At 40.6% G+C, this 22,701-nt stretch carries 19 protein-coding genes; 12 read left to right on the top strand and 7 right to left on the bottom strand.

The genetic code is table 11. The features are described from left to right. Positions 1 to 97 precede the first annotated feature (97 nt). From rpoC to GBI66_RS06945, 3 genes are all read left to right on the top strand, one after another. Positions 98 to 4,291, top strand: coding sequence for a DNA-directed RNA polymerase subunit beta' (gene rpoC / locus GBI66_RS06955; RefSeq protein WP_005191871.1), 4,194 nt, complete (start codon positions 98 to 100; stop codon positions 4,289 to 4,291). A 163-nt stretch (positions 4,292 to 4,454) separates the two neighbouring features. Beyond that, positions 4,455 to 4,820, top strand: coding sequence for a hypothetical protein (locus GBI66_RS06950; protein ID WP_004774021.1), 366 nt, complete (start codon positions 4,455 to 4,457; stop codon positions 4,818 to 4,820). 387 nt (positions 4,821 to 5,207) lie between these two features. Continuing rightward, the gene (locus GBI66_RS06945; protein ID WP_004774022.1) at positions 5,208 to 5,567 is read left to right on the top strand and encodes a YMGG-like glycine zipper-containing protein; all 360 of its coding nucleotides are present in this window, start codon (positions 5,208 to 5,210) and stop codon (positions 5,565 to 5,567) included. Positions 5,568 to 5,629: 62 nt separating this feature from the next. Here GBI66_RS06945 and GBI66_RS06940 read toward each other — a convergent pair whose 3' ends face one another. Then, entirely contained in the window at positions 5,630 to 6,115 is a 486-nt protein-coding gene (locus GBI66_RS06940) for a DUF4442 domain-containing protein (RefSeq protein WP_151715604.1), read from the bottom strand. 114 nt (positions 6,116 to 6,229) lie between these two features. Between GBI66_RS06940 and GBI66_RS06935 the strand changes: the two genes are divergently transcribed. From GBI66_RS06935 to htpG, 5 genes are all read left to right on the top strand, one after another. Then, positions 6,230 to 7,105, top strand: a complete 876-nt coding sequence (locus tag GBI66_RS06935; protein ID WP_005191875.1) for an alpha/beta fold hydrolase — start codon at positions 6,230 to 6,232, stop codon at positions 7,103 to 7,105. A 121-nt stretch (positions 7,106 to 7,226) separates the two neighbouring features. Then, a complete protein-coding gene (locus GBI66_RS06930) occupies positions 7,227 to 8,648 on the top strand; it encodes a Na+/H+ antiporter family protein (protein ID WP_005191876.1) in 1,422 nt (473 codons plus the stop codon). 418 nt (positions 8,649 to 9,066) lie between these two features. Further along, positions 9,067 to 9,651: an OmpW family protein gene (locus GBI66_RS06925; RefSeq protein ID WP_151715598.1), complete on the top strand. Its 585-nt coding sequence runs from the start codon at positions 9,067 to 9,069 to the stop codon at positions 9,649 to 9,651. Positions 9,652 to 9,787: 136 nt separating this feature from the next. After that, the gene (locus tag GBI66_RS06920) at positions 9,788 to 10,138 is read left to right on the top strand and encodes a lysozyme inhibitor LprI family protein (protein ID WP_032864566.1); all 351 of its coding nucleotides are present in this window, start codon (positions 9,788 to 9,790) and stop codon (positions 10,136 to 10,138) included. Positions 10,139 to 10,251: 113 nt separating this feature from the next. Further along, on the top strand, positions 10,252 to 12,171 hold the full coding sequence (gene htpG / locus GBI66_RS06915; protein WP_151715597.1) for a molecular chaperone HtpG: 1,920 nt from the start codon (positions 10,252 to 10,254) through the stop codon (positions 12,169 to 12,171). Between the two features lie 94 nt (positions 12,172 to 12,265). On the opposite strand, the gene GBI66_RS06910 is transcribed toward htpG, so the two are convergent. The 4 genes from GBI66_RS06910 to GBI66_RS06895 form a co-directional block, all read right to left on the bottom strand. Further along, complete coding sequence (locus GBI66_RS06910) at positions 12,266 to 13,165, bottom strand: selenocysteine synthase (protein ID WP_151715596.1); 900 nt, start codon at positions 13,163 to 13,165, stop codon at positions 12,266 to 12,268. A 135-nt stretch (positions 13,166 to 13,300) separates the two neighbouring features. Beyond that, positions 13,301 to 14,434, bottom strand: coding sequence for a hypothetical protein (locus GBI66_RS06905; RefSeq protein ID WP_151715595.1), 1,134 nt, complete (start codon positions 14,432 to 14,434; stop codon positions 13,301 to 13,303). A 218-nt stretch (positions 14,435 to 14,652) separates the two neighbouring features. Next, positions 14,653 to 16,074 carry a hypothetical protein gene (locus tag GBI66_RS06900; protein WP_151715594.1) on the bottom strand — a complete coding sequence of 474 codons (1,422 nt, stop codon included), beginning with the start codon at positions 16,072 to 16,074 and terminating at the stop codon, positions 14,653 to 14,655. 581 nt (positions 16,075 to 16,655) lie between these two features. Beyond that, the gene (locus GBI66_RS06895) at positions 16,656 to 17,351 is read right to left on the bottom strand and encodes a DsbA family oxidoreductase (protein WP_151715593.1); all 696 of its coding nucleotides are present in this window, start codon (positions 17,349 to 17,351) and stop codon (positions 16,656 to 16,658) included. A 177-nt stretch (positions 17,352 to 17,528) separates the two neighbouring features. Here GBI66_RS06895 and GBI66_RS06890 point away from each other — a divergent pair, with 177 nt between their 5' ends. Both GBI66_RS06890 and GBI66_RS06885 read left to right on the top strand, forming a co-directional pair. Continuing rightward, positions 17,529 to 18,284: a hypothetical protein gene (locus tag GBI66_RS06890; protein WP_151715592.1), complete on the top strand. Its 756-nt coding sequence runs from the start codon at positions 17,529 to 17,531 to the stop codon at positions 18,282 to 18,284. Positions 18,285 to 18,340: 56 nt separating this feature from the next. Further along, positions 18,341 to 20,146, top strand: coding sequence for an ABC transporter ATP-binding protein (locus GBI66_RS06885; protein WP_151715591.1), 1,806 nt, complete (start codon positions 18,341 to 18,343; stop codon positions 20,144 to 20,146). 41 nt (positions 20,147 to 20,187) lie between these two features. On the opposite strand, the gene GBI66_RS06880 is transcribed toward GBI66_RS06885, so the two are convergent. Continuing rightward, positions 20,188 to 20,883, bottom strand: a complete 696-nt coding sequence (locus GBI66_RS06880; RefSeq protein WP_078197568.1) for a hypothetical protein — start codon at positions 20,881 to 20,883, stop codon at positions 20,188 to 20,190. 10 nt (positions 20,884 to 20,893) lie between these two features. Next, positions 20,894 to 21,256: a MerR family transcriptional regulator gene (locus GBI66_RS06875; RefSeq protein ID WP_151715590.1), complete on the bottom strand. Its 363-nt coding sequence runs from the start codon at positions 21,254 to 21,256 to the stop codon at positions 20,894 to 20,896. A gap of 74 nt (positions 21,257 to 21,330) precedes the next feature. Between GBI66_RS06875 and GBI66_RS06870 the strand changes: the two genes are divergently transcribed. Beyond that, entirely contained in the window at positions 21,331 to 21,963 is a 633-nt protein-coding gene (locus GBI66_RS06870; protein ID WP_151715589.1) for an alpha/beta hydrolase, read from the top strand. Positions 21,964 to 22,172: 209 nt separating this feature from the next. Then, positions 22,173 to 22,691, top strand: a complete 519-nt coding sequence (locus tag GBI66_RS06865) for a hypothetical protein (RefSeq protein ID WP_151715588.1) — start codon at positions 22,173 to 22,175, stop codon at positions 22,689 to 22,691. Positions 22,692 to 22,701: the final 10 nt, after the last annotated feature.

Here is a 22,701-nt window from a genome sequence, read left to right as displayed (position 1 = left end):
GGGGGTTTAGGGGGATTAGAGATTCCCAAATTTCAGTAAAAACAATATTTGTGACCCAGTCGAGTGAGCTTAGCTCCTCGACACACGGAGAAAAAAATTGAAAGACTTGCTCGATATCATGCGTAAGAAACCGGATTCAGAAGGTCATGCACCTGTTGAATTTGACCGTATCCGTATTGGTCTTGCGTCGCCAGAGATGATTAAGTCATGGTCTCACGGTGAAGTTAAAAAGCCTGAAACCATTAACTACCGTACTTTTAAACCTGAACGTGACGGTTTGTTCTGTGCCAAGATCTTTGGTCCAGTAAAAGATTATGAATGCTTGTGTGGTAAATACAAGCGTATGAAATACAAAGGTGTCATTTGTGAAAAATGTGGCGTTGAAGTAACAACTGCCAAAGTTCGTCGTGAACGTATGGGTCACATCGAGCTTGCATCTCCAGTTGCACATATTTGGTTCTTGAAATCATTACCGAGCCGTATCGGTTTACTTCTTGATATGACATTACGTGATATCGAACGCGTATTGTATTTCGAATCTTATGTTGTAACAGATCCTGGTATGACTCCGTTTGAAAAGTATCAACTTTTAACAGACGAAGAATACTACAATGCACTTGAAGAACACGGTGATGAATTCACTGCGAAGATGGGTGCAGAAGCGATTCAGGATCTATTAAAAGATATCGATCTTGAAGCTGAAATTGCGCGTTTACGCGAAGAAATTCCTCAAACGACCTCTGAGACGAAACTTAAGAAATCGTCTAAGCGTTTGAAATTGATGGAAGCTTTCAAAGATTCAAATAACAAGCCTGAATGGATGGTGATGAACGTACTTCCTGTACTTCCACCAGATTTACGTCCGCTTGTACCACTTGAAGGTGGTCGTTTCGCGACTTCAGACTTGAACGATTTGTATCGTCGTGTGATCAACCGTAACAACCGTTTAAAACGTCTTCTAGACTTAGCTGCACCAGACATTATCGTACGTAACGAAAAACGTATGTTACAAGAGTCTGTAGATGCGTTGCTTGATAACGGTCGTCGTGGTCGTGCAATTACAGGTTCGAACAAACGTCCATTGAAATCTTTGGCAGACATGATCAAAGGTAAACAAGGTCGTTTCCGTCAAAACTTACTTGGTAAGCGTGTTGACTATTCTGGTCGTTCGGTAATTACCGTTGGTCCTACTTTACGTCTTCACCAATGTGGTCTTCCGAAGAAGATGGCACTTGAACTATTCAAGCCATTTATTTTCGCGAAACTACAAGCTTCTGGCCAAGCAACAACCATTAAAGCTGCGAAGAAAATGGTTGAGCGTGAGACACCAGAAGTTTGGGACGTTCTTGCATCTGTGATTCGTCAACATCCAGTAATGTTGAACCGTGCGCCAACACTTCACCGTTTAGGTCTTCAAGCGTTTGAACCTATTCTGATCGAAGGTAAAGCGATCCGTCTTCACCCACTCGTATGTGCTGCGTTTAACGCCGACTTCGATGGTGACCAAATGGCGGTACACGTTCCATTGACACTTGAAGCACAGTTGGAAGCACGTGCGTTGATGATGTCAACCAACAACATCTTGTCACCTGCAAACGGTGAGCCAATCATCGTTCCTTCTCAGGACGTTGTCTTGGGTCTTTACTACATCACACGTGATGCGGTAAATGCCAAAGGTGAAGGCATGGTGTTTGCGGATACACACGAAGTTAACCGTGCCTTAGCGACTGGTAAAGTTGCGATCCATGCACGCGTTAAAGTACGTGTACACCAAACTGTAATTGATGAAAATGGTCAGCGTGAAAAGCAAACTATTATTGTTGATACAACACCAGGTCGTTGCTTGTTGTGGGAAGTTGTTCCACAAGGTTTAAGCTTTGAATCGATCAACCTTGAGATGACTAAGAAAAACATCTCTAAGTTAATCAACTCTTGCTACCGTAAGCTTGGTTTGAAAGATACTGTTATCTTTGCTGACCAATTGATGTATTTGGGCTTCCGTCAAGCGACGCGTTCAGGTGTATCTGTAGGTATGGAAGACATGCTTATTCCACCAAATAAGCACACCATTATCGACAAAGCTGAAACTGAAGTTCGTGAAATTGAACAACAGTTTGAACAAGGCTTCGTAACTGCGGGTGAGCGCTATAACAAAGTGGTCGATATTTGGGCTCGTACCAATGACCAAGTTGCGAAGGCAATGATGGACAACTTGTCTTATACCCTTGTGAAAAACAAACAAGGTGAAGACGAGAAACAGAAGTCATTCAACTCAATTTATATGATGTCTGATTCGGGTGCCCGTGGTAGTGCGGCGCAGATCCGTCAGCTTGCTGGTATGCGTGGTTTGATGGCTAAGCCAGATGGCTCGATCATTGAGACCCCAATTAAAGCAAACTTCCGTGAAGGTTTGACAGTACTTCAGTACTTCATCTCAACACATGGTGCGCGTAAAGGTTTGGCCGATACCGCATTGAAAACTGCGAACTCTGGTTACTTGACTCGTCGTCTTGTAGACGTAGCACAAGATTTAGTTATTACTGAATCTGATTGTGGTACAGCTGGTGGCTTAGTGATGACACCATTCATTCAAGGTGGTGACGTGATCGAGCCATTACGCGATCGCGTATTGGGTCGTGTAACTGCTGAAGATGTACGTCGTGCATCTGATGATGAAGTTGTACTTCCACGTGGTACGTTAATTGACGAGAAAATTGCTGCTGAGCTTGAAGAAGCGGGTGTCGATGAAGTTAAAGTACGTTCAGTAATTGCATGTGAATCGACATTCGGTGTATGTGCACGCTGTTATGGTCGTGATCTTGCACGCGGTCACTTGGTGAATCCAGGTGAATCTGTCGGTGTAATGGCTGCTCAGTCAATTGGTGAACCTGGTACACAGTTAACAATGCGTACCTTCCACGTTGGTGGTGCTGCAAGCCGAACGTCTGCTGCAAACAGTGTTCAAGTACGTAATAAAGGTACTGTACGTTTCCACAACGTGAAAACTGTACAACATGCCAAAGGTCACTTAGTGTCAGTTTCACGTTCAGGTGAAATTGGTATTGCGGATGATTTAGGTCGTGAGCGTGAGCGCTATAAACTTCCTTACGGTGCAAGCATCTTGTTGAAAGATGGTGAAGCTGTAGAAGCTGGCGGTATCGTGGCGACTTGGGATCCACATACACATCCACTTGTTACCGAAGTTGCGGGTAAAGCACGTTTCAGCCAAATTGCTGATGGTGTAACTGCAACCTCTAAGACAGATGATGCGACAGGTATGACCACTGTTGAAATCTTGCCTGTAACAGCTCGTCCTGCTTCTGGTAAAGATTTACGTCCTGCAATTGTGTTGGATACAACAGATGGTGGCGAACAATTCTACTTCTTACCACAAAATACGATCGTAACTGTTCGCGATGGCGCAACGATTGGTGTGGGTGATGTACTTGGTCGTGTACCACAAGAAACTTCACGTACACGTGATATTACCGGTGGTCTTCCACGCGTAGCTGACTTGTTTGAAGCGCGTAAACCGAAAGAGCATGCGATTCTTGCAGAAGTATCAGGTGTTGTAAGCTTCGGTAAAGAGACTAAAGGTAAAAACCGTTTAGTGATTACTCCGGATGATGGTTCTGAGATCTACGAAGAATTGATTCCAAAATGGCGTACCATTAACGTGTTCGAAGGTGAGCATGTGAACCGTGGTGAAACTATTTCTGATGGTCCACAGAACCCACATGACATCTTACGTTTGAAAGGTGAAGTTGCATTAACCAACTACATCGTGAACGAAGTTCAAGACGTTTATCGTCTCCAAGGTGTAAAAATCAACGATAAGCACATTGAAGTTGTTGTACGTCAAATGTTGCGTAAAGTTGATATCACTGATGGCGGTGATACAAGCTTCATCAAAGGTGAGCAAGTGGATTACATCCGCGTTGTTCAAGAGAACCAAGCTGTCTTGGCTCAGAACAAGTTCCCTGCGAAGTTTGAACGTCAGTTAATGGGTATCACGAAAGCGTCGCTTTCTACTGACTCGTTCATCTCTGCTGCATCGTTCCAGGAAACAACTCGTGTGTTAACTGAAGCGGCTGTAACAGGTAAAGAAGATGATTTACGTGGCTTGAAAGAGAACGTTGTTGTAGGTCGCTTGATCCCTGCTGGTACAGGTCTTGCGTATCACCTAGAGCGTCGTCGTCAAGAATCAGAAGCTGCTGAATTTGAACTTCACAACGATTTCAGTGAAGTTGACCAAGCATTTAGTCAAGCGTTGAACTCAGACCAGTTCTAAGTTTTAACGAATTAAAAAGGCACCTTCGGGTGCCTTTTTTTGTGGAAAAATAAAGCAGTTGTTACAAAAACACATTAGAGCTTTCGTATTTGATTACTTAATCAAAGTAAACAGTTCATTAAACAATACTATTCTATGCACATCTGAGAGAGGAGTAGTTCTAATGAAAAAAATGATGATGATTGCGGGTGTTGGTTTAATGTCAACTACACTATTTGTGGGTTGCCAGAATGCGAGCCCAGAAAGCAAACGTATTGGTTCTGCTGCAATTGGCGGTGGTGCAGGCGGTGCAGTAGGTAAGCACGTGGGTGGTAACCTTGGTGCTGGTCTTGGTGCTGCAATTGGCGCGGGTGTTGCTGCCAATGCTAAAGGTTCAAATAGTAAAAATACCAGAAACAGTGCGATCGGTGCTGGTTTAGGTGCAGTGATTGGTGGTGCAGTATTGGGTGGCGATTCAGGTGCGGCTGTAGGTGGTGCACTTGGTGGTAGTGCTGGTTCTGCTTATGGTGAGAAAAAAGGCAAGTACTAAGCCTGAGCTTAAACTTGCAGATGACAGAGCTGTTGATTTAAATATTTAAATCAGGTTCTTTTTCTCTGTCATTTAAAAGAGCCTCTCTCAGCGATAACACTATGATTGCTGAGAGAGCTTTAATATGAATATCTATTATTTATTTAGCCTATCTGCTATTTGTTTTAAACATTTTGAATAACATCAAATTTTAATTCAGCATATCCCTATTATTTTTAATTTAAGTGTTTGCCAACTCTGAGCTGCTTTTAGCTAGCTTGAACCAGTAATCCAATCTAGCTTTACAAAATATCAATCGATTAGGACATTGTGATAACACAATGTGATCAAATTCCCCATAAAAGAAGATTATGCTTTTCACTAGAAGGTATAGAAGTGAGTATAGTCATGAAAAAAACAATTGGTTTAGTTTCAACTTTGGTGTTATCGGCGGTAATGTTTACAGGCTGTCAAAATATGAGTGCCTCTGACCAGCGTATTGGTACAGCAGCCCTTGGTGGTGCTGTCGGTGGTGGTCTAGGTAACCATGTTGGTGGCGGATTAGGTGCGGGTGTTGGTGCAGCTGCGGGTGCAGGTGTGGGTGCCAATGCGAAGGGCGCGAATAGCAGTTCTACCACCAGTAGCGCGATTGGCGCTGGTATCGGTTCTGTCGTTGGTAAAGCAATCTTTGGTGGTGACTCAGGCGCTGCTATTGGTGGTGCAATCGGTGGTGGTGCGGGTGCCGCAATCCAAGAGAAAAAGAGATAATTTCTGCTCATCAGATTCAAAAATGCCTGCAAACGATTGCAGGCATTTTTATGTGAAGGGCGCTAAGCACTGGCTTTGGGTTTTTTACGACGGATATAAAGAACCTTTTCAACTTCTGCAATTCGCGTTCCTGCTTCATCAACAATATTCAATGTGTAATGGCGTAGAACAGGCTCATGATTTTCAGCCAATTTCTTGATTTCAGTGATTTCATCACGATTCAGTTGAATCTCAGCATACACTGTATTACGGCCTGGTGAGAGAAAGTTAATCGTGGCACTTTTATCCCAGACAATATATTTATGCCCCAAATGATGAATCAGAATCAGCATATAAAAAGGATCGACCATCGAATATAAACTACCACCAAAATGCGTTCCGACAAGATTGCGGTTACGTCTTGTAAGCGGCATTTTGACTCGAATGTAGTAATCATCCAGATCAATGGTTTCAATCTCAATACCTGCACCGCGATAAGGTGAGTAATGATTGAGCAGAAATCTGGAAATCGCAGGAATGGTTCGAATTTTTTTGAAAAAGTCTTTCATGGTCAATTTTTTTTCTTGCAACTCTATTCATACTCCATAAGTATCATTTTTATTGCATCGCTGGCAATGGCTGTTTTATGACCAAGCCGATAGAAAACAAAATGGGAAAGAATTATGCAAGCACAAGTAAAAACAGTAACGACGTCTGATCAGCAAACGCTTTGTGTCAAAACATGGGGAGATGAGAAAAAAACACCTCTAGTTTTAGTACATGGCTATCCAGATAATCAGGAAGTTTGGGAGCCGATCATTGAAAACCTTGTCGATGATTACTATGTGGTGACTTATGATGTGCGTGGTGCAGGTCTGTCTTCGATTCCTAAGCGCATCAAAGATTATCGTTTGCCACGTTTGTCATTGGACCTTCAAGAAGTGGTTGATGCCGTGATCCCAGGCCGTAACTTTCACATGGCAGCACATGACTGGGGCTCGTTACAGTCTTGGGAGTCAGCGACTGAACCAAAATTAAAAGGTCGTTTATTGTCTTATACGACGATTTCAGGTCCTTGTTTAGATCATGCTTCTTTGTATCTGCGTGAAAAATTTAAATCTGCACCAAGCAATGTACTGAAAATGCTGACCAAATCTTGGTATATCGGTGCTTTCCATTTACCTTTAGTTGCACCAACGGTATGGACATTCTTTAGTCCAGAAAAATGGGGCAAGATCCTAAGTGGTTTGGAAAAGAAGAAAAATTTACCTTTGAATGCCAATATTGTGGCGGATGGTAAATACGGTATTAATCTTTACCGTGCCAATTTTATCCCATCTCTTACTCAGCCACGCCAACGCTATGCACAATGCCCTGTACAAGCGATCGTGCTACAGCGTGATGCTTTTGTGAGTCCAGAGTACATCACTGAAGCAATGCCGAAATGGGTGGAAAAATTTGAGTATGTCGAACTGGATGCCAACCACTGGGCGGTACTGAGTCAGCCTGAAAAAATTGCTGAACTGATCCGTCAATTCGTGCAACGTCAAGCTGCTTAAGGCTTTAGTGGATTTATTAAGCTAAAAATCACTTAAGATTAGCAATAAGACGGCGATATTTTCAGCTAGGTTTTAATGAATCTGCTAGAATATCGCCTTTTCTTTGCTCCTGAATTTGTTCATGAATGCTGTCGTAATTGCGATTGCCGTGATGTTTATCTTGTCACTGGCACGAGTTTCTGTTGTTCTCACTTTGGTGATTTCAGCCATTATTGGAGGCTTGGTCGCTGGTCTAAGTCTTTCTCAAACTGTAGAAGCATTTAATGCTGGCTTGGGTGATGGTGCTGAAGTTGCTTTGGCTTATGCAGTATTAGGTGCATTTGCATTGGCACTTTCAAAGTCTGGATTGCCCGATTTACTGGCCCATAAACTGATTGGTTTATTAGGAATGGAAGCAGGTAAAAACCAGCAGAAAAAGGTGAAATATCTTTTATTAACGATTCTACTAATTGCTGCAATCTTCTCTCAAAACCTGATTCCTGTACATATTGCCTTTATCCCGGTATTGGTTCCGCCTTTATTGAAAGTGATGAACCACTTGAAGCTAGATCGTCGAGCGGCAGCATGTGTGATGACTTTAGGCCTGGTCGGGACCTATATTTTCCTGCCTGTTGGCTTTGGTGCGATTTTCCTTGAACAAATTCTGATGGGCAATATCAACAAGATTGGCGCAGCTTACGGTTTGCATGTGGAACGGGGCATGATGCCAATCGGTATGGCGATTCCAGTCTTAGGGATGGTGATTGGTACCTTAGTTGCGGTATTTATTAGCTATCGTAAGCCGCGTATTTATGTTGATCGTTCAATTACACCAGTTAAAACCATTGATCTAGACAAGCCACTGAAAGTGACTACACAAGCAGAGTATGATCTCAAAGCGGATGCTGAAGAACTCAAACAAGAAGCTGAGAATGTACCTTATATCTCCAAGAAAACCATGTTTATGGCCGTTCTTGCGATTGGTTTAACTCTGGTTGCTCAGCTCTATTCAGGTTCGATGATTCTAGGTGGCTTGGTTGGTTTTGCAGTGTTGTCCGCATCAGGTATTTTTAAATGGCAAGATGCTGATGACGTATTTGTACAAGGTATGCGAATGATGGCGCTAGTGGGCTTTATCATGATCTCTGCGGCAGGTTTTGCCTCAGTGATGACCCATACAGGTGATATTACCCATCTGGTTAATGGCGTGGTGCATATCATTGGTGATAACCATGCATTAGCTGCGTTCCTGATGCTCTTTATCGGCTTATTCGTGACGATTGGTATTGGTTCATCGTTCTCAAGTGTGCCTGTGCTGGCCGTGATTTACGTACCTTTGTGTGTACAGTTTGGCTTCTCACCTTTAGCAACAATCGCTTTAATTGGTACCGCTGCAGCATTAGGTGATGCGGGTTCACCTGCATCTGATTCGACTTTAGGACCAACAGCTGGTTTAGGTGTAGATGGTCAACATGATCACATTTGGGATACGGTTGTGCCGACTTTTATACATTTTAATATCCCGCTGCTTATTTTTGGCTGGATTGCCGCAATGGTTTTATAATGAAAATGGCTCTTTAAGAGCCATTTTTTATGCTTGTATATTTTCTAGAATTAAAATATAAAAATAATCAGTATTTGACATTTTTTGTCTCTTTTTTAATCTGATTTTATAATGTGATTTTAATATTAAGTTTTATGTGACTATATTTTTTAATCCATCTAAATTGAATTTTTCTAAAAACTTTATCTAATATTTGAAATTGATGTATTCTGATTGAAATGCTAGGTTTTATAGTGATTTAAGTGGACTAAAAAGGTCTGAATTAATAAATATTACATATTTTAACAATTATATTTTATTAATATTCAACATATTACAAAATAGATTTAAATGGTCGGAATTAATAAGTATTGCATAATGTAAAAACCCGTGTTTATTATGTTGAACAAGAACATAAATTGTTAAAGAGGTTGTTTTAATGTTAAAGAAAGTATTGGTTGTTGCATTATTGGGGTTATCTTCAACTGCATTTGCAGGGGGCTTTCAAGTTAAAGTAGGTGCGAGTTTAATTGATCCAACTGCGGATGTAACTTTAAAGCCAGGTGCAACTGTAAAAGGGGATTACGAGTTTGCATTTACGCCATCGGTTGAATATTTCTTTGGTGAAACGCCATTCTCAGCTGAAATTTTATTGGCGACACCTGTGAAGCATGATGTTTTATTAAATGGTGAGTCTGTTGCGAGTGTTCGCCATTTACCACCAACAATTACAGCGAAATATAACTTTAAAAACTCAACTCGCTTCACGCCATATATTGGTGTCGGTGGTACAGCCTTCATCCCTTGGCATGAAAAGGGTGTAGCGAAAGATGTAAAAGAAGCATTTGGTTTTGCCGGTCAGTTAGGTTTTAACTTCCAGCCTGCTGATGCGAAAAACTGGGGTGTTTATGTTGATGTGCGTTATGCAGACATTAGCCCAGAAGTGACCTTGGTCGATGGCACTAAATTTGATTTAGACCTCAATCCAGTGGTGTATACATTAGGTTATAGCTACAAGTTCTAAGTCAGTGAAAGATTGAAGAACCTCACCTTGTGTGAGGTTTTTTATTTTTGCAATTTGAATATAAAACCAATACAGGCTTCAACACTTGAGTTTTGTATGCTGAGACATAAGCTTAAATAAAAGTGAATGATCCATGATGAAAAAATTGATAACGACAGCATTATTACTCACACCCTTATTAATTTTGTCCCAAGCTCAGGCAGCGAGTTTCTCTTGTAAGGCGGCGAAGCTAAAAGCTGAACAACAGATTTGCAATGACCGCAGTTTAAATGATGCCGATGTCAAACTTGCGACCACCTACCAAATCATTCTGCATGCTTTACCTATGGGTGGTCGTGATGCAGAGAAAGATCAACAATTTAAATGGTTAAAACAGCGTAATTCCTGTGCTGCCAATAGCCCGTGTCTGAAGCGTGCCTATGCACAAAGACAGCAACAGTTAGATCAACTTCTACAGACGCGAGTCTTGAGTCAAGGTCCATTCTAATTGTAACTTTTGTGCGATTTTTAGCTGAAAAATAAACATCAAGGATTGAAAAATCCAAGATATGCACCATTCATAAATCATTCCAAGATATAAGCACAGATAAGGAGTGATTTATGAGTGAGCAAGTCGCACAGAATTATAGTTTCCAAGCTGAGGTTGCTCAGTTATTGCATTTAGTGACCCATTCACTGTATTCCAACCCTGAAATTTTCTTACGTGAATTGATTTCAAATGCATCGGATGCTTGCGATAAGTTACGTTTTGAAGGGATTAATCACCCTGAATATTATGAAAATGATCCAGATTTACGTGTTCGCGTCAGCTTGGATAAAGATAATAAAACCTTAACTATTTCAGATAACGGGATTGGTCTAAGCCAACAAGAAGCCATTGATAACCTAGGGACCATTGCAAAGTCAGGTACCAAAGACTTTATGTCTAAGCTAACAGGCGACCAAAAATCAGATGCCCAGTTGATTGGTCAGTTTGGTGTCGGTTTCTACTCAGGTTTTATTGTTGCCGATAAAATTACCGTTGAATCACGTCGTGCAGGGCTGGATGCAGCTGAAGCTGTGCGTTGGATCAGTGGTGGTACAGGTGAATTTGAAGTTCAAACGATTGAGAAAGCAACACGTGGTACAGACATCATCTTGCATTTACGTGATGATGCACTTGACTATTTAGAGTCGTGGAAGGTTAAACAAATCATCAATAAATATTCTGACCACATCAGTTTGCCAATCGAAATGCAAAAAGAAGTGTGGCAAGAGGAAGAGGTCGCTGAAGGTGAAGAACCGAAAGGCGGTCAAATGGTGAAGACGGATGAATGGGAAGCGATCAACTCAGCAAGTGCGTTATGGACGCGCAACAAGAGTGAAATCACTGATGAGCAATACATCGAGTTTTATAAGAACCTGAGCCACGATTTTGCAGAGCCTTTGGCATGGGCGCATAACCGCGTGGAAGGTAGCACTGAATATACTCAGTTGCTGTATATCCCGAGTCAGGCCAAACAGGATTTGTTTACCCGTGAAGCAATAGCAGGCATTAAGCTGTATGTAAAACGTGTATTTATCTTGGATGAAGCAGATAACCTGATTCCAAATTATTTACGTTTTGTTCAAGGCGTGGTGGACAGTGCGGATTTACCGCTGAACGTCAGCCGTGAACTCTTACAAGAAAGCCGTGATGTAAAAACCATTCGTGAAGGTAATGCGCGTCGTGTATTGACCTTACTGGATGGCTTGGCAAAATCGGAAGATGAGAAAGACCAAGAGAAATTTAAAACCTTCTACACTGAATTTGGTTCAGTATTGAAAGAAGGTTTAGGTGAAGACACGGGTAATCGTGAACGTATCTTAAAATTATTACGTTATGCGACTTCAAATAATGATGAGATCAGTACTTCTTTTGCCGACTACAAGGCACGCATGAAAGAAGGGCAGAAAGCGATTTATTATGTGACTGCGGATAATTTAACGGCTGCGAAAAACTCGCCACAACTTGAAGTATTCAAGAAGAAAGGCATTGAAGTTTTACTCATGGCGGATCGCGTTGATGAGTGGGCCATGAACTTTGTATTTGAGTTCGATGGTACGCCATTGCAGAACGTGTCTAAAGGTGCCGTTGATCTTGGTGATCTACAAGATGCTGAAGAGAAAAAGGCCTTAGAGCAGGCGGCTGAACAGTTTAAGCCTGTGGTAGACCGTTTGAGTACATCACTAAAAGACAAGACTAAAGAAGTGCGTGTGACGACGCGCTTAGTGGATTCTCCTGCATGTTTGGTTACCAGTGAAGGGGAACTTTCGCCACAGCTAATTCGTATGTTGAAACAAGCAGGCCAAGCTGTTCCTGAAATTAAGCCAACATTGGAAATCAACCCTGAGCATCCTTTGGTGAAAAAATTAGAAAACTCAGCGCAGTTTGATGATTTGGCCAATGTCATCTTTGATCAGGCTGTGATTGCAGAAGGTGGCTTACCAGAAGATCCAGCAGCCTATGTTAAACGTATTAATAGCTTGTTATTGAAATAAGCGTTTTAATCATAAAAAAACCTCTGCTTCGGCAGAGGTTTTTTTATGTGTATGGATAACTTTAAAGTTATCCACAGTGGTGTTGTTATTTTCATCAGAAGTGGGCTTCAAAGCTCATTTGATAGCTGAAATGATTGTCCTGTTTATCGGCAGGCACATTTAAATAATTCAGATCATTTTGCATATACAGCCAGTTACGCCAAATAGGACGCTTCCAAGAAAAATAAGGCCCCCATTGATTGACTCGAAGTTCTTTCTTTTCATAATCGCCTTCACTGACAATGCCATAGCTGAGGTTGTCTTTGGAGAGCAAATGCAACTTTTGGAAAGTTCGATTACGCCAAGTGTAGTCTTCATCTTGGGTCTTCGACAGATTGAATTGAGTTGAGAATAATGCTTGTTGCTGAAACATCTGGGTTAGATTTAGATTGGTTTCCGCATAGTTTTTACTGCTTGAGCCATAACGGAAGATTTGCGCCGTATCCAGATTCAGTCCTGAGTGTAAATTCCATTGCTTCTTGGCAAGAAATTGCACATAAATATCAGTATTGGAGTTCGAACCCAGATCTAGATCATTGTTAAAGGGTAACCAACTTGAAATCGTACTCCAACTTGCGCTGACAGGATTAGGCGAATTGATATTTTTATGTGATTGATGATGTTTGGTGACTTTACCAAGTTTTTTTAGTGGAGGAGGCTGCTGTGCACGCTGCCATAATGAATCTTCACCAAAAACGGCCATCAACTCCTGACTCAGTTGAGCATCATTGAATTGCTCCTCTGGTCTTTCTGTTGCAACATCGCAAGCAAAGGTTTTTGAGGCTTGTTTTTGAGTGAGAGGATGCCAAGTCTTTTGATCTAAGAATGGATTTGATGTGCGATTGAAATGTCTATGAAGCGGTAAGAATATTGGAAAGAAGGGGGTCAGTAGCTCGCCGAGGCAAAGATTGCCTACAATCAAAAAATACACAGCCAAAGCGTATCGTTGATACATGTTAAAGTGAAGAAAAATAAAAGAAAATAATGATAACAGTCGAAGCTTAAAAAATTATTGATCTTGCAAGAAATTTTAGCAATGAAAATGCCCAATCAAAATTTCAATTGGGCATAATGAGCTGTGATGGAAGGACTAGAATAAGGTCTCAAGTCGGACGAAAGTACTGACAAAATGATTACGGTCTTCTCGATGATCATTAAAATAATTAAGATCGCCTTGTACATAGAACCATTCACGCCAGAGTGGTTGTCGCCATGACACAAACGGTCCCCAACTGTTTAAACGGAGTTCATCTTTGTTGTAGTAGCCACCGGTATAAATGCCATAATTGAAGTTGTTATGTGCAAAGAACTGGTGTTGACGGAAAAGACGGTTATCCCACCATAGATCATCATCTTGCTTGTCCGCGTAGGTCAAACTGAACTGATTGGAGATAAAGGGTTGATTTGGACGTGCGTGGATCAACTCTAAATTGGTGCGCAGATAATTTTCACTTTTGCTGCCATAGCGATAAATTTGTTCTGCATTAAAGCGAAAATCATTGCGTAGATCCCAATGTTTTTCCGCTCTTAAGCGGGCATAAATATCACTGCCTGAACGAATACCAATGTCAGCATCGGTTTCAAAAGGGAGTTTCTTGGAGAAATTTGACCAACGTAAGGCTAAAGAACCATTACTGTCTCGGGTTTGTTTGGAATCAAATTTTTTATCTGGATCCTGATTCGGCTGGTTATTGGTGTTGGCAACATTATTTTTAAATTCATCATCGAGAGAGTCATCACCAAATACCACACTGACCTTTTTCTCTAAAGTCGGTAATTTAATTTTACCGCGGATACGAGGTTTGACTTCATAACCATCATATTCATTCCAGTAGTTATCAAGCATTACCCGAATAGTGGCTGAGGCTGGATTTTCAGGATCGACATCACCAAACCAATCATCAATTTTGACTGAAGTACGGTCAGCCCATTCACGAATACTGCGTTGCTTTTTATCCGCCCAGGTTCTGTCTTCGGTTTCGGCAGTCGGTGGGACCGTAGATTGATTGGATTGCGCAGGAAAGATTGTTGGCGTTGCATCAACCCAGCGTGGAATGTAGTCCAATGCATTTTCATCGTGATTTAATGTGGTCGAATTTTCAGCAGAATTGGGCTGCTGGTTTTGAGCATTGGTTTCTGCGTTGGTAACACTCAATGTACCCAGTGAAAGTGTTAGCAAAGCAAAAAAGATACGTGTCGGTACCATTTGCTGTAAATTATTCATAATGAAGACTTATATATTGTTCTTATGTTAACTTTTGATGATTGAGGCCATAAAAGCAAGTATCAGACACAAAAAGCAGCAATTTAACCATGTAAAAATGCTAGAAATCATAATGGTTTAGTGAGATATAGCGGCATGAGCTGATCCAAGTCCTTTTGGAAAAATGCAGCTAATCACGGAATTACAGCTTGGGACAGAGCGTATGAATAATGTTCAGTTTAAGACGATTCTGGCAAGGCACTATTTTCTAAGGCTTGATAGAGATCATGCACAGAAATAGGTTGAGGTAAGCGGCTAATGACCTGACGGATCAATTGCCATGTATAGCCATCGGCACGGTCTAATAATAGATAAGGGTAGGCTTGGTCTTCATTGGACAGTTTGACACGTTCTAAGCCATGAATAACACGAATTTTCTGACGCTCTCTAAGTAAAATCACAGGCGTTAAAAAAGTAGCAGCAGTCTCATCAAATGGAATAAATTTCTGCGTGTTGATAAATGATGCAGGAATATAAGGATAAACACGCTGATCGCGTTGCCAAACCAGAGTGCCATTCATAATACATTCATTAAACAAGGTCTCATGCTGATGATAATGTTGTTTAAAATTATTCCAGCTGGTTTGATGAATGGAGCTGGTTCGAGTATGTCGTTGATTGGTATAGGCCTGTAAAATTGTGGTTGCGTATTCGACACTATGGGTTCCGACCAAGACCACATAATGTGAAAATTGGCCCTGCGCATAAAGTTGCTCAGCAATGAAAATTTGTGCTGATCCCCAAAGCGGTTGAGCTTCATTTTCGGCTTTCAGATACAGCCAGTCAATTTTGATATTTTGATCAATGTCGTTATGTAAATCGACTCGATACAGCGATGGAAAGGTTCGCGGATCCAGTCGTTCTAATTTGCAGAGTAAACCATCCAAATTAAAATCATTCAGTGTCAGCGGTTTTGCCTTATTCAGGTTTGCTGATGGACGTGTACTTGATCTAAAACTCGGTTTAACCCGTGTTGCAGCTGGAATAGAGGGAGTCACTTGCGCGGGTTGAATTTTTTCTTGAATAATTGCTTCGAGCTGTGTCTGGAATTTGGCAGTTTCTTCTTTAAGAATAGATAGGCTGTCTTTACTTGTCGTTTGTTGCACATCCGTAGCTTGGATCGGTTCTAAGACAGGGATCAGATTTTGTAATTCATGATCTGTTTTAACATATTCGCTAGCGTGCTCTTGTAGCCATAGTAAGGCATCTTGAGCGGAGTTCAGCCAAGGGCTTTTCAAGAAGGAGAGTGCAGGACGAATCACCCAAACCTGCCAGTGCTGTGCTTGACGTAATGCTGCCCAGCCCATATCAGCTGAAGCAAATAATGCATTTTCTACACGGCCCATAAAGTTATAGGTTCCGCGATAGGTCATCGCATAGCCATAATGAGCCAAATCCTCGCTAGAAAATTCTTCATTGAGAATAAATTCTTTAAAGGGTGTCAGTTGATCCTGAAAATTAGGATCGTCGCAAGATGCGCAGATGTCTTTGATGCGTTGTTTTGATTTAGCAATTTCAAAAAGTGATGTTTTATCATCATTAAGCCCGTTGACCAGCGTTTTAAGCTCATCAACCAAGAGTGCTTTCTCTAATACGTCCATCTATTGTTTCCTTAGAGATAGGCTTGAGCCTGTTTTTAAATCATGAATAAGGACAAAGTGACAGCAGCTTCTAACAGTTTTTAATCGGTTATAGTTGATAAAGTATGCTGTTTTACGCTTGTGACAAACGGTTTTCGATATGGATGTATGCGTACATTTGCTTCTAAGACGCAGCTTCCAAAGACTACATTTTAGTCACAAAAGATTGTCACTTTATGACGATTATAGAAGAAAAAGAGGCAAAATCTATAGTAGAGCAGTTAGTAGAAAATCTCATTTGCATCGCTTAAATCGAGATATGGGTCATGGTTTCTCTTTGAAAATAAAAACATTTTAAAATAGTGAATCGAAGAAGTAGATCATAAGATAAAACTTTATCTATAAATTTGTGCATGAATTGTGATCACTTTCACATATCCCTTGATGAAAAGCTCAGCGAATAAAAATATGTTGTTATTGAAATAATCATGACCGTCGATAAACGGTATTTATTTAAAGATAAAAGACTGAAATAAAAGAAAATTAGTTATAAAAAAACCGCCGCCATACGTTGCTGGAAGCGGTTTTTTGATCAATCTAAATTAAGGTTTAATTTCGCACTGATCATCATTACATTGAGCTGCATCAGTTTGCTCAATCTCTTCGGTTGATTCTGACTGTGCTTGCTGCATTGCCTGTAAGAAAATCTCACGGGGTTGTGCACCTGAAAGAGCAAGTTTTTGATCAAACACAAAGAAAGGAACACCAGTGACTTTGAGTTGTTCGTGGGCAATGTGTTCATCATGACGCACAAAATCTGCAAGTTCGTCTGAATCTAACACATATTCTACTTCGGCATTGTCTAGGCCAATCCGTGAGGCGATTTCTTCAACCACTTCACGCTCACCAATCGCAAGACCTTCAGTCATGTAAGCATGGAAGAATGCTTCTTTCGCTTCATTTCCCAAGCCCTTGCTTTGTGCAAGGTGAATAATGCGGTGTGCATTGAAGCTATTGCCTGAATTGGCTTTCTGCCATTGGAAATCGATACCTTCTACTGCGGCCATAGCTGCAACATTACGTTCCATTTCTTCCATTTCAGCATAACTACGACCATACTTTTTGGCTAAACGTTCAGTATTTGAGGTGTCGTGTTTAGCAGGTGCATTTGGATCCAGTTCAAAGCTATGCCAGTGGATGTCTAATTCAATACCAGCTTCTTGGGCAACATGTTCAAGACGCTTTTTACCGATATAACAAAAAGGACAGACCACATCTGACCAAATATCTACACGCATGGTGGATCTCTTCAATTCTCGTTAAACAGATAATAGGGGCGAACGTGTAGAATTTAAAGCGATGAAAATGTAATGCTCCGTTACGAGAAGTGAAATAAAAAGGACTATAACTGCATGTGTTTTATCAATTAAACTCAGATTCAGAACATAAAAAATATAATGATACTTGGAGGCAATATGCGCCGTTTTTTATTATTTATTACAGTTATCGTGCTTTGTATCGGTTCATTTTTCTTTTATCAGCATACTCTGAAACAACGAGCCATCAATAATCAGCAAATGTTTGAAGTGGTGATGGCTGAGAAAATGCGTGAACTTTATGATCAGGCACAAGACTGGTCGACCCCCGTACAGCTGGATATTCATGATGATCGTTTATCTGGCGATTATAAATTGATGTCTGAGTTTTTGCTGAATTACTGGATGCAAAATGTAGAAGCTCGTAATCATTATTTACGTGAACTCAAAGCTGCTAATTGGGATACTTTTCTTAATGTTGAACGATTAGATCTAGATCGAAAACAGGGCTATAAAAATACGGAACAGATGTTTGTGGGTGTGCGCAAAGCATCAGCGGAGTATGAACAAGTACGACAACAGATTCAGATTCAGACCAGTTCAATGCAGCAGGCAAAAAGTTTGGCAATTCATAATGAAATGAGAAGGTCGCTCCTAGCAAAATTAGAACATAATCTGAAAGCAGATAAAGCCCATGACATTTTTCCGATTGAGCAGCAAATCATTGAAAAGGCACAAGCCATGTTCGATATGCTGAAGAAATATCAGTGGCAACGTAAGGACAAAATGATTCTTTTTGCTGAAACAACACAGGTGAAAAAGTTTAATGGACTCTATCAAGATGTATTAAAGCTGAATGCCAAGATGGAGAAAATTAAAAAAAACAATACTGAAGTTTTAGAGGATGAGTTGTAACAGAGTTTGATAACGCACAGGCATTGCAGACTTAGCACAGGTAGACGTCGAAGAATATGAATCTATGGCAGTTATTTCATAAAGTTAAACCTTTTGTACTTCCTTATAAGTGGCTGGTTGCGGTGACGCTTGTGCTGACCTTGATCGGTGCCTTAACGGCACAAGTCAATGCATTAACTTTGCAATATGCGGTCGATCAGATCAATGCCGTGGTTGAGTCAGGGCTGGGCTTAAATGCAGGCTGGCATATCCTGATTACCATCAGCGTGATTTTATTGAGCAAAGAAGTGCTGAATATTTTCATTCAGTTTGGGCAGAAATTTTTTGGTGAAAAATTAAGGATTCTGATCTCACAGGATGTCGCACAGTCGATCATTGTGAAGTTTCTACAATACCGTCTGGCTTTTTTTACCCAAGATGAAAATCAGGCAGGGAAATTACAGACCCGAATTGATCGAGGTATTGGTTCGATTACCCGATTGGTACAGATTTTCTTTATTGATATTTTTCCATTGTTTAGTAGTGCAATTATTGCGCTTTGTCTGATGTTCTACGCCAACTTCTGGATTGGATTGGTGGCGTTGAGTATCGTGCCAATTTACTTCTGGATCACCTTTAAGCAGGCACAGAAACTCAGTGGCACGCGACGAAATTTACGTGATGGTCGAGAACGTAAAAGTCAGGGTACCTTGAGTATCATTCAGTCGATCACGGTGATTAAGTCTTTTAACCGTGAACAAATTGAGGCGGAAAAACAGCTCACCTTACAAAAACAACTGACCGATGATCAGATGCGTACTCGCCAACTGAGCTTTCTGTTTGATGGTTTAAAAACCTTTATTGAGCAGATTGGTGTCGTCTTCATTATCATTTTAACGGCCTATTTTGTTCTGGTCGGTGATATGAGCATTGGTATGATCATGTTTCATATTCTGCTATTCAATAATGTCTCAGCACCAATTCGCTCTCTACATCGAATCTATGATGAAGTGAATGATGCGATGATTTATGCAGAAAGCTTTTTCAAAATTTTAGAAGCCGATGATGAAATTGAAACCTCTGGACAACTGAAACCTCAGCCACTGACAGGTAAGTTTGAACTCAAGCAGGTGAATTTTTTCTATCCCAATGGCTATCATGCGCTGAAAGATATTAATTTAACTATTCAGCCGAATAAGATTACCGCGTTGGTTGGATTGTCGGGAGCAGGTAAATCAACCTTAATTAGTCTACTCGATAAATTTTATTTACCTCAGTCTGGTGAAATTCTACTGAATGGAAGTTCATTGACCGAGATCGATACCCAATATCTACGCGACCATATTGGTCTGGTACTGCAAAAGAATCATATTTTTCAGGGAACGATTGAGGAAAATATCCGTTACGGCAAGATGGATGCAACACAGGATGAAATTATCCTTGCTGCAAAAAAAGCCTCGATTCATGAGCAGATTCTCAAGTTACCACTGGCGTATCAATCCGATGCCTTATTGCTTTCAGGCGGCCAGCAACAAAGGATTGCGATTGCCCGAATGTTCCTGAAAAATCCCCCGATTATTTTTCTGGATGAGCCGACTGCCAGTCTGGATGCAATCGCAACTGAACAGATCAAACACAGTCTGGATGAGATTAAGCAGGGGCGGACGGTTATTATTATTTCTCATAGTCTGTCACAGATTATTGATGCGGATTATACCTATGTCATGCAGGATGGCATGATCGTGGAACATGGTGAGCATCATCAACTCTATCAGCAACAAGGGGTGTATAAGAACATCTTTGATGCGATGGCGAAGAGTCTTAATATCGAGAAGATTTCCAAGACCTTTGAAGGGGATGATGAAGAGGAAACGCATAGTTAGTCACTTCATCATCCTGTTAGAAAAGGCTTTATTCTGTAGTGTTAATCAAAAATCTTGTCCGCAGCTTGGAAAGGAAGGCTGACCACGTCAATCGCGACTGCAAAAGGCAGCAACACCAGTTTTTCAAAAGGATTCAAGCCGGATTTGGATTTATAACTTTCTTCTTTGTTGGTATAGATTGTGACTTGATAAGCCTTGCTTAACGGCTTTAATGAGGTGAGATTATTTGCTGCTGGGTAAACCACGCCTTTCAATTTAAGATCAAAACAGAAGCGTTGTGCCTGCATGCGTTCATCACTTGAGGATGAGCATTCTTTGGCGCCATTTTCAATAAAGAACTCAAGGTCTTTCTTGCTGAGGTCTTCTTTTAACTTCACATAACTAAGCGGCAAAGTACCTGAAAAATTGCCGTCATTTTTTTCTGAATAGAAATTGAGGTCTCGAGTGATTTGAATGTTTTTAGGATCAAGTTTGCTGATGAGAGTGACGAATTGTGCACCGCCCTGAGTGAGGATATAACTGTTCTTCTGACCTGCAATGACGATACTGTCTTTCGGTAAATTTATAGCAGTTTGCGCTGGTCGACCAAAAGCCACCACGTTGTCTTCAACCAAGGTCACTTTCGTGGTTCGAGTATAGCTGCGATTGTCTTTCTTGATCAGGGTTGAAGTAGCGCAGCCTGTAATAACTATGCTCGACAACGTGATAGCGAATGTCGTTTTTATTATATCCTTCATCTTTATGATCCTAAGTATTTGATTCAACTGTACCATGATCTAAAAAAGATTTTAACAAGTCATGCGATCGTTGTAATTTGCTTAATTGTCCATCCACTTGTTTAAGTTCATTTTCTAGTTTCGACAATACAACTGAACATAAACTAAAACGGCGATCTGCTAAATCAAAACATGGTAATAGCACTTGGATGTCTTTTAGGTTCATGCCTGCATCATTCAGTATTTTAATCTTATGAATATCTTCAATATTTTTTTGACTGTAATCTCGGTAGTTATTTGCAGTCCGTTTGGGTTGTAGCAGTCCTAGATTCTCATAATAACGCAGCATACGAGGGCTGACTTGAGTCAATTTGGCAACTTTTGCAAGATTCATAAATACGACTTGACCCTGACATTAGTGTCATAGTTTAGCATAGCTTTTAAGCAATATAACTGTGGTCGATTTGAATGAAAAAATTGGTTGGTTTGATTGGATTATGGTGTATTTCAATGTTGGGATATACGGCTCAGCAAGAAGTTCCACAACGACATATTTATATTGTGCCTGGCTATGGGGCTACAGTACATGACCATTGGTTTGAGTCCGTTCAAAGGCAGATACAGGATGCCCATACGAAGGTAACGATTTTATCTTTACCTGATCCGATGCAGCCAGATGTAGAGACGTGGCAACAAACTTTGGAACAGAATATTCATGTGATAGATAAAAATACTTATTTTGTCGCCCATAGTTTAGGTGGTATCACGTTATTAAATTTTCTATCTAAGCGCAATCCCTCACAGGTTGGAGGTATTATGCTGGTGTCTGGTTTTACTGAAACTTTACCGGCTTTGCCACAACTCAATTCTTATATTCTAACCTGCCAAAATCTTAAATTTAATTTTCAGAATGTTGTAAATAAACATCTGTTTATTTCTGACAATGATGCTTATGTCCCGCCTGAATTGAGTCTGAAATTAGCAAAACAATTTAAGATACCTTATACCGTTGTTGCTAACGCAGGTCATTTCTTAGCAGAGGATGGTTATAGTGAATTTCCACAATTAGTTCTGTATCTAAAGGAAATATTGGCACATTAGAAATTTATATATAAGAGTTTGTGTTTTGTTTTCCTATTATGGAATGGAGCTAATGGCTCAAATTTAATTGATCTTAGGTTCCAACTTTGATTGATATTTACCGTTTATCTGACCTCTACTGAATCAAACATCACTTTGTTGTAGCCTATTAAGTAGACGCTTTTATTTAACTCGATCTTCTTATGGATGAGGGATGTTTGGAGCAAGAGATGAATTTTCTAAAACGATCCGTCCTGATCACTGCATTGGCTTTCACAGGTTTGCCGATGGCCTATGCGAATGAAGCAGAAGTTACTTCATTACCAACCATTCGTGTCATGGCTGAATCTGAGTTACGTGAAGAAGTGGGATTTGTGCCTTATCAGGAAGATAAGCAAGTCCGTCAAGCACTGCAACATCGTGTCTATAAAATTCACAATGACATGCAGAATGTTGGTGTGAGTGAAAGTCCACTGGTTGTGAATTATCAACCTATGGCGGCACAGCCAGACATGTCTCAGCTTTCGCCTATGCTGCAGCAATATATTTTAGCGGTTGCAGCGGGTTTTCAATCTTCTGACCCAACCAATGGTCTATTTAAAATCCTAGAACCACTTAATATTAATCGGAATAGTGTTGATGGGATTCGGAATGGCACCATTAAGGTTAATGTTGATGATATTTTGAGATTACAACAACAGTATAGAGATGCACTCAATGGTTCTCAAAATAATTTGATCCCACGTTAGTACTTCTATC

This window comes from Acinetobacter sp. TUM15071 (assembly GCF_008980925.1).
Classification (GTDB): Bacteria; Pseudomonadota; Gammaproteobacteria; order Pseudomonadales; family Moraxellaceae; genus Acinetobacter; species Acinetobacter dispersus.
Note: the sequence above shows the minus strand (reverse complement) of the source record. Positions and strands in the feature narration are given on the sequence as shown.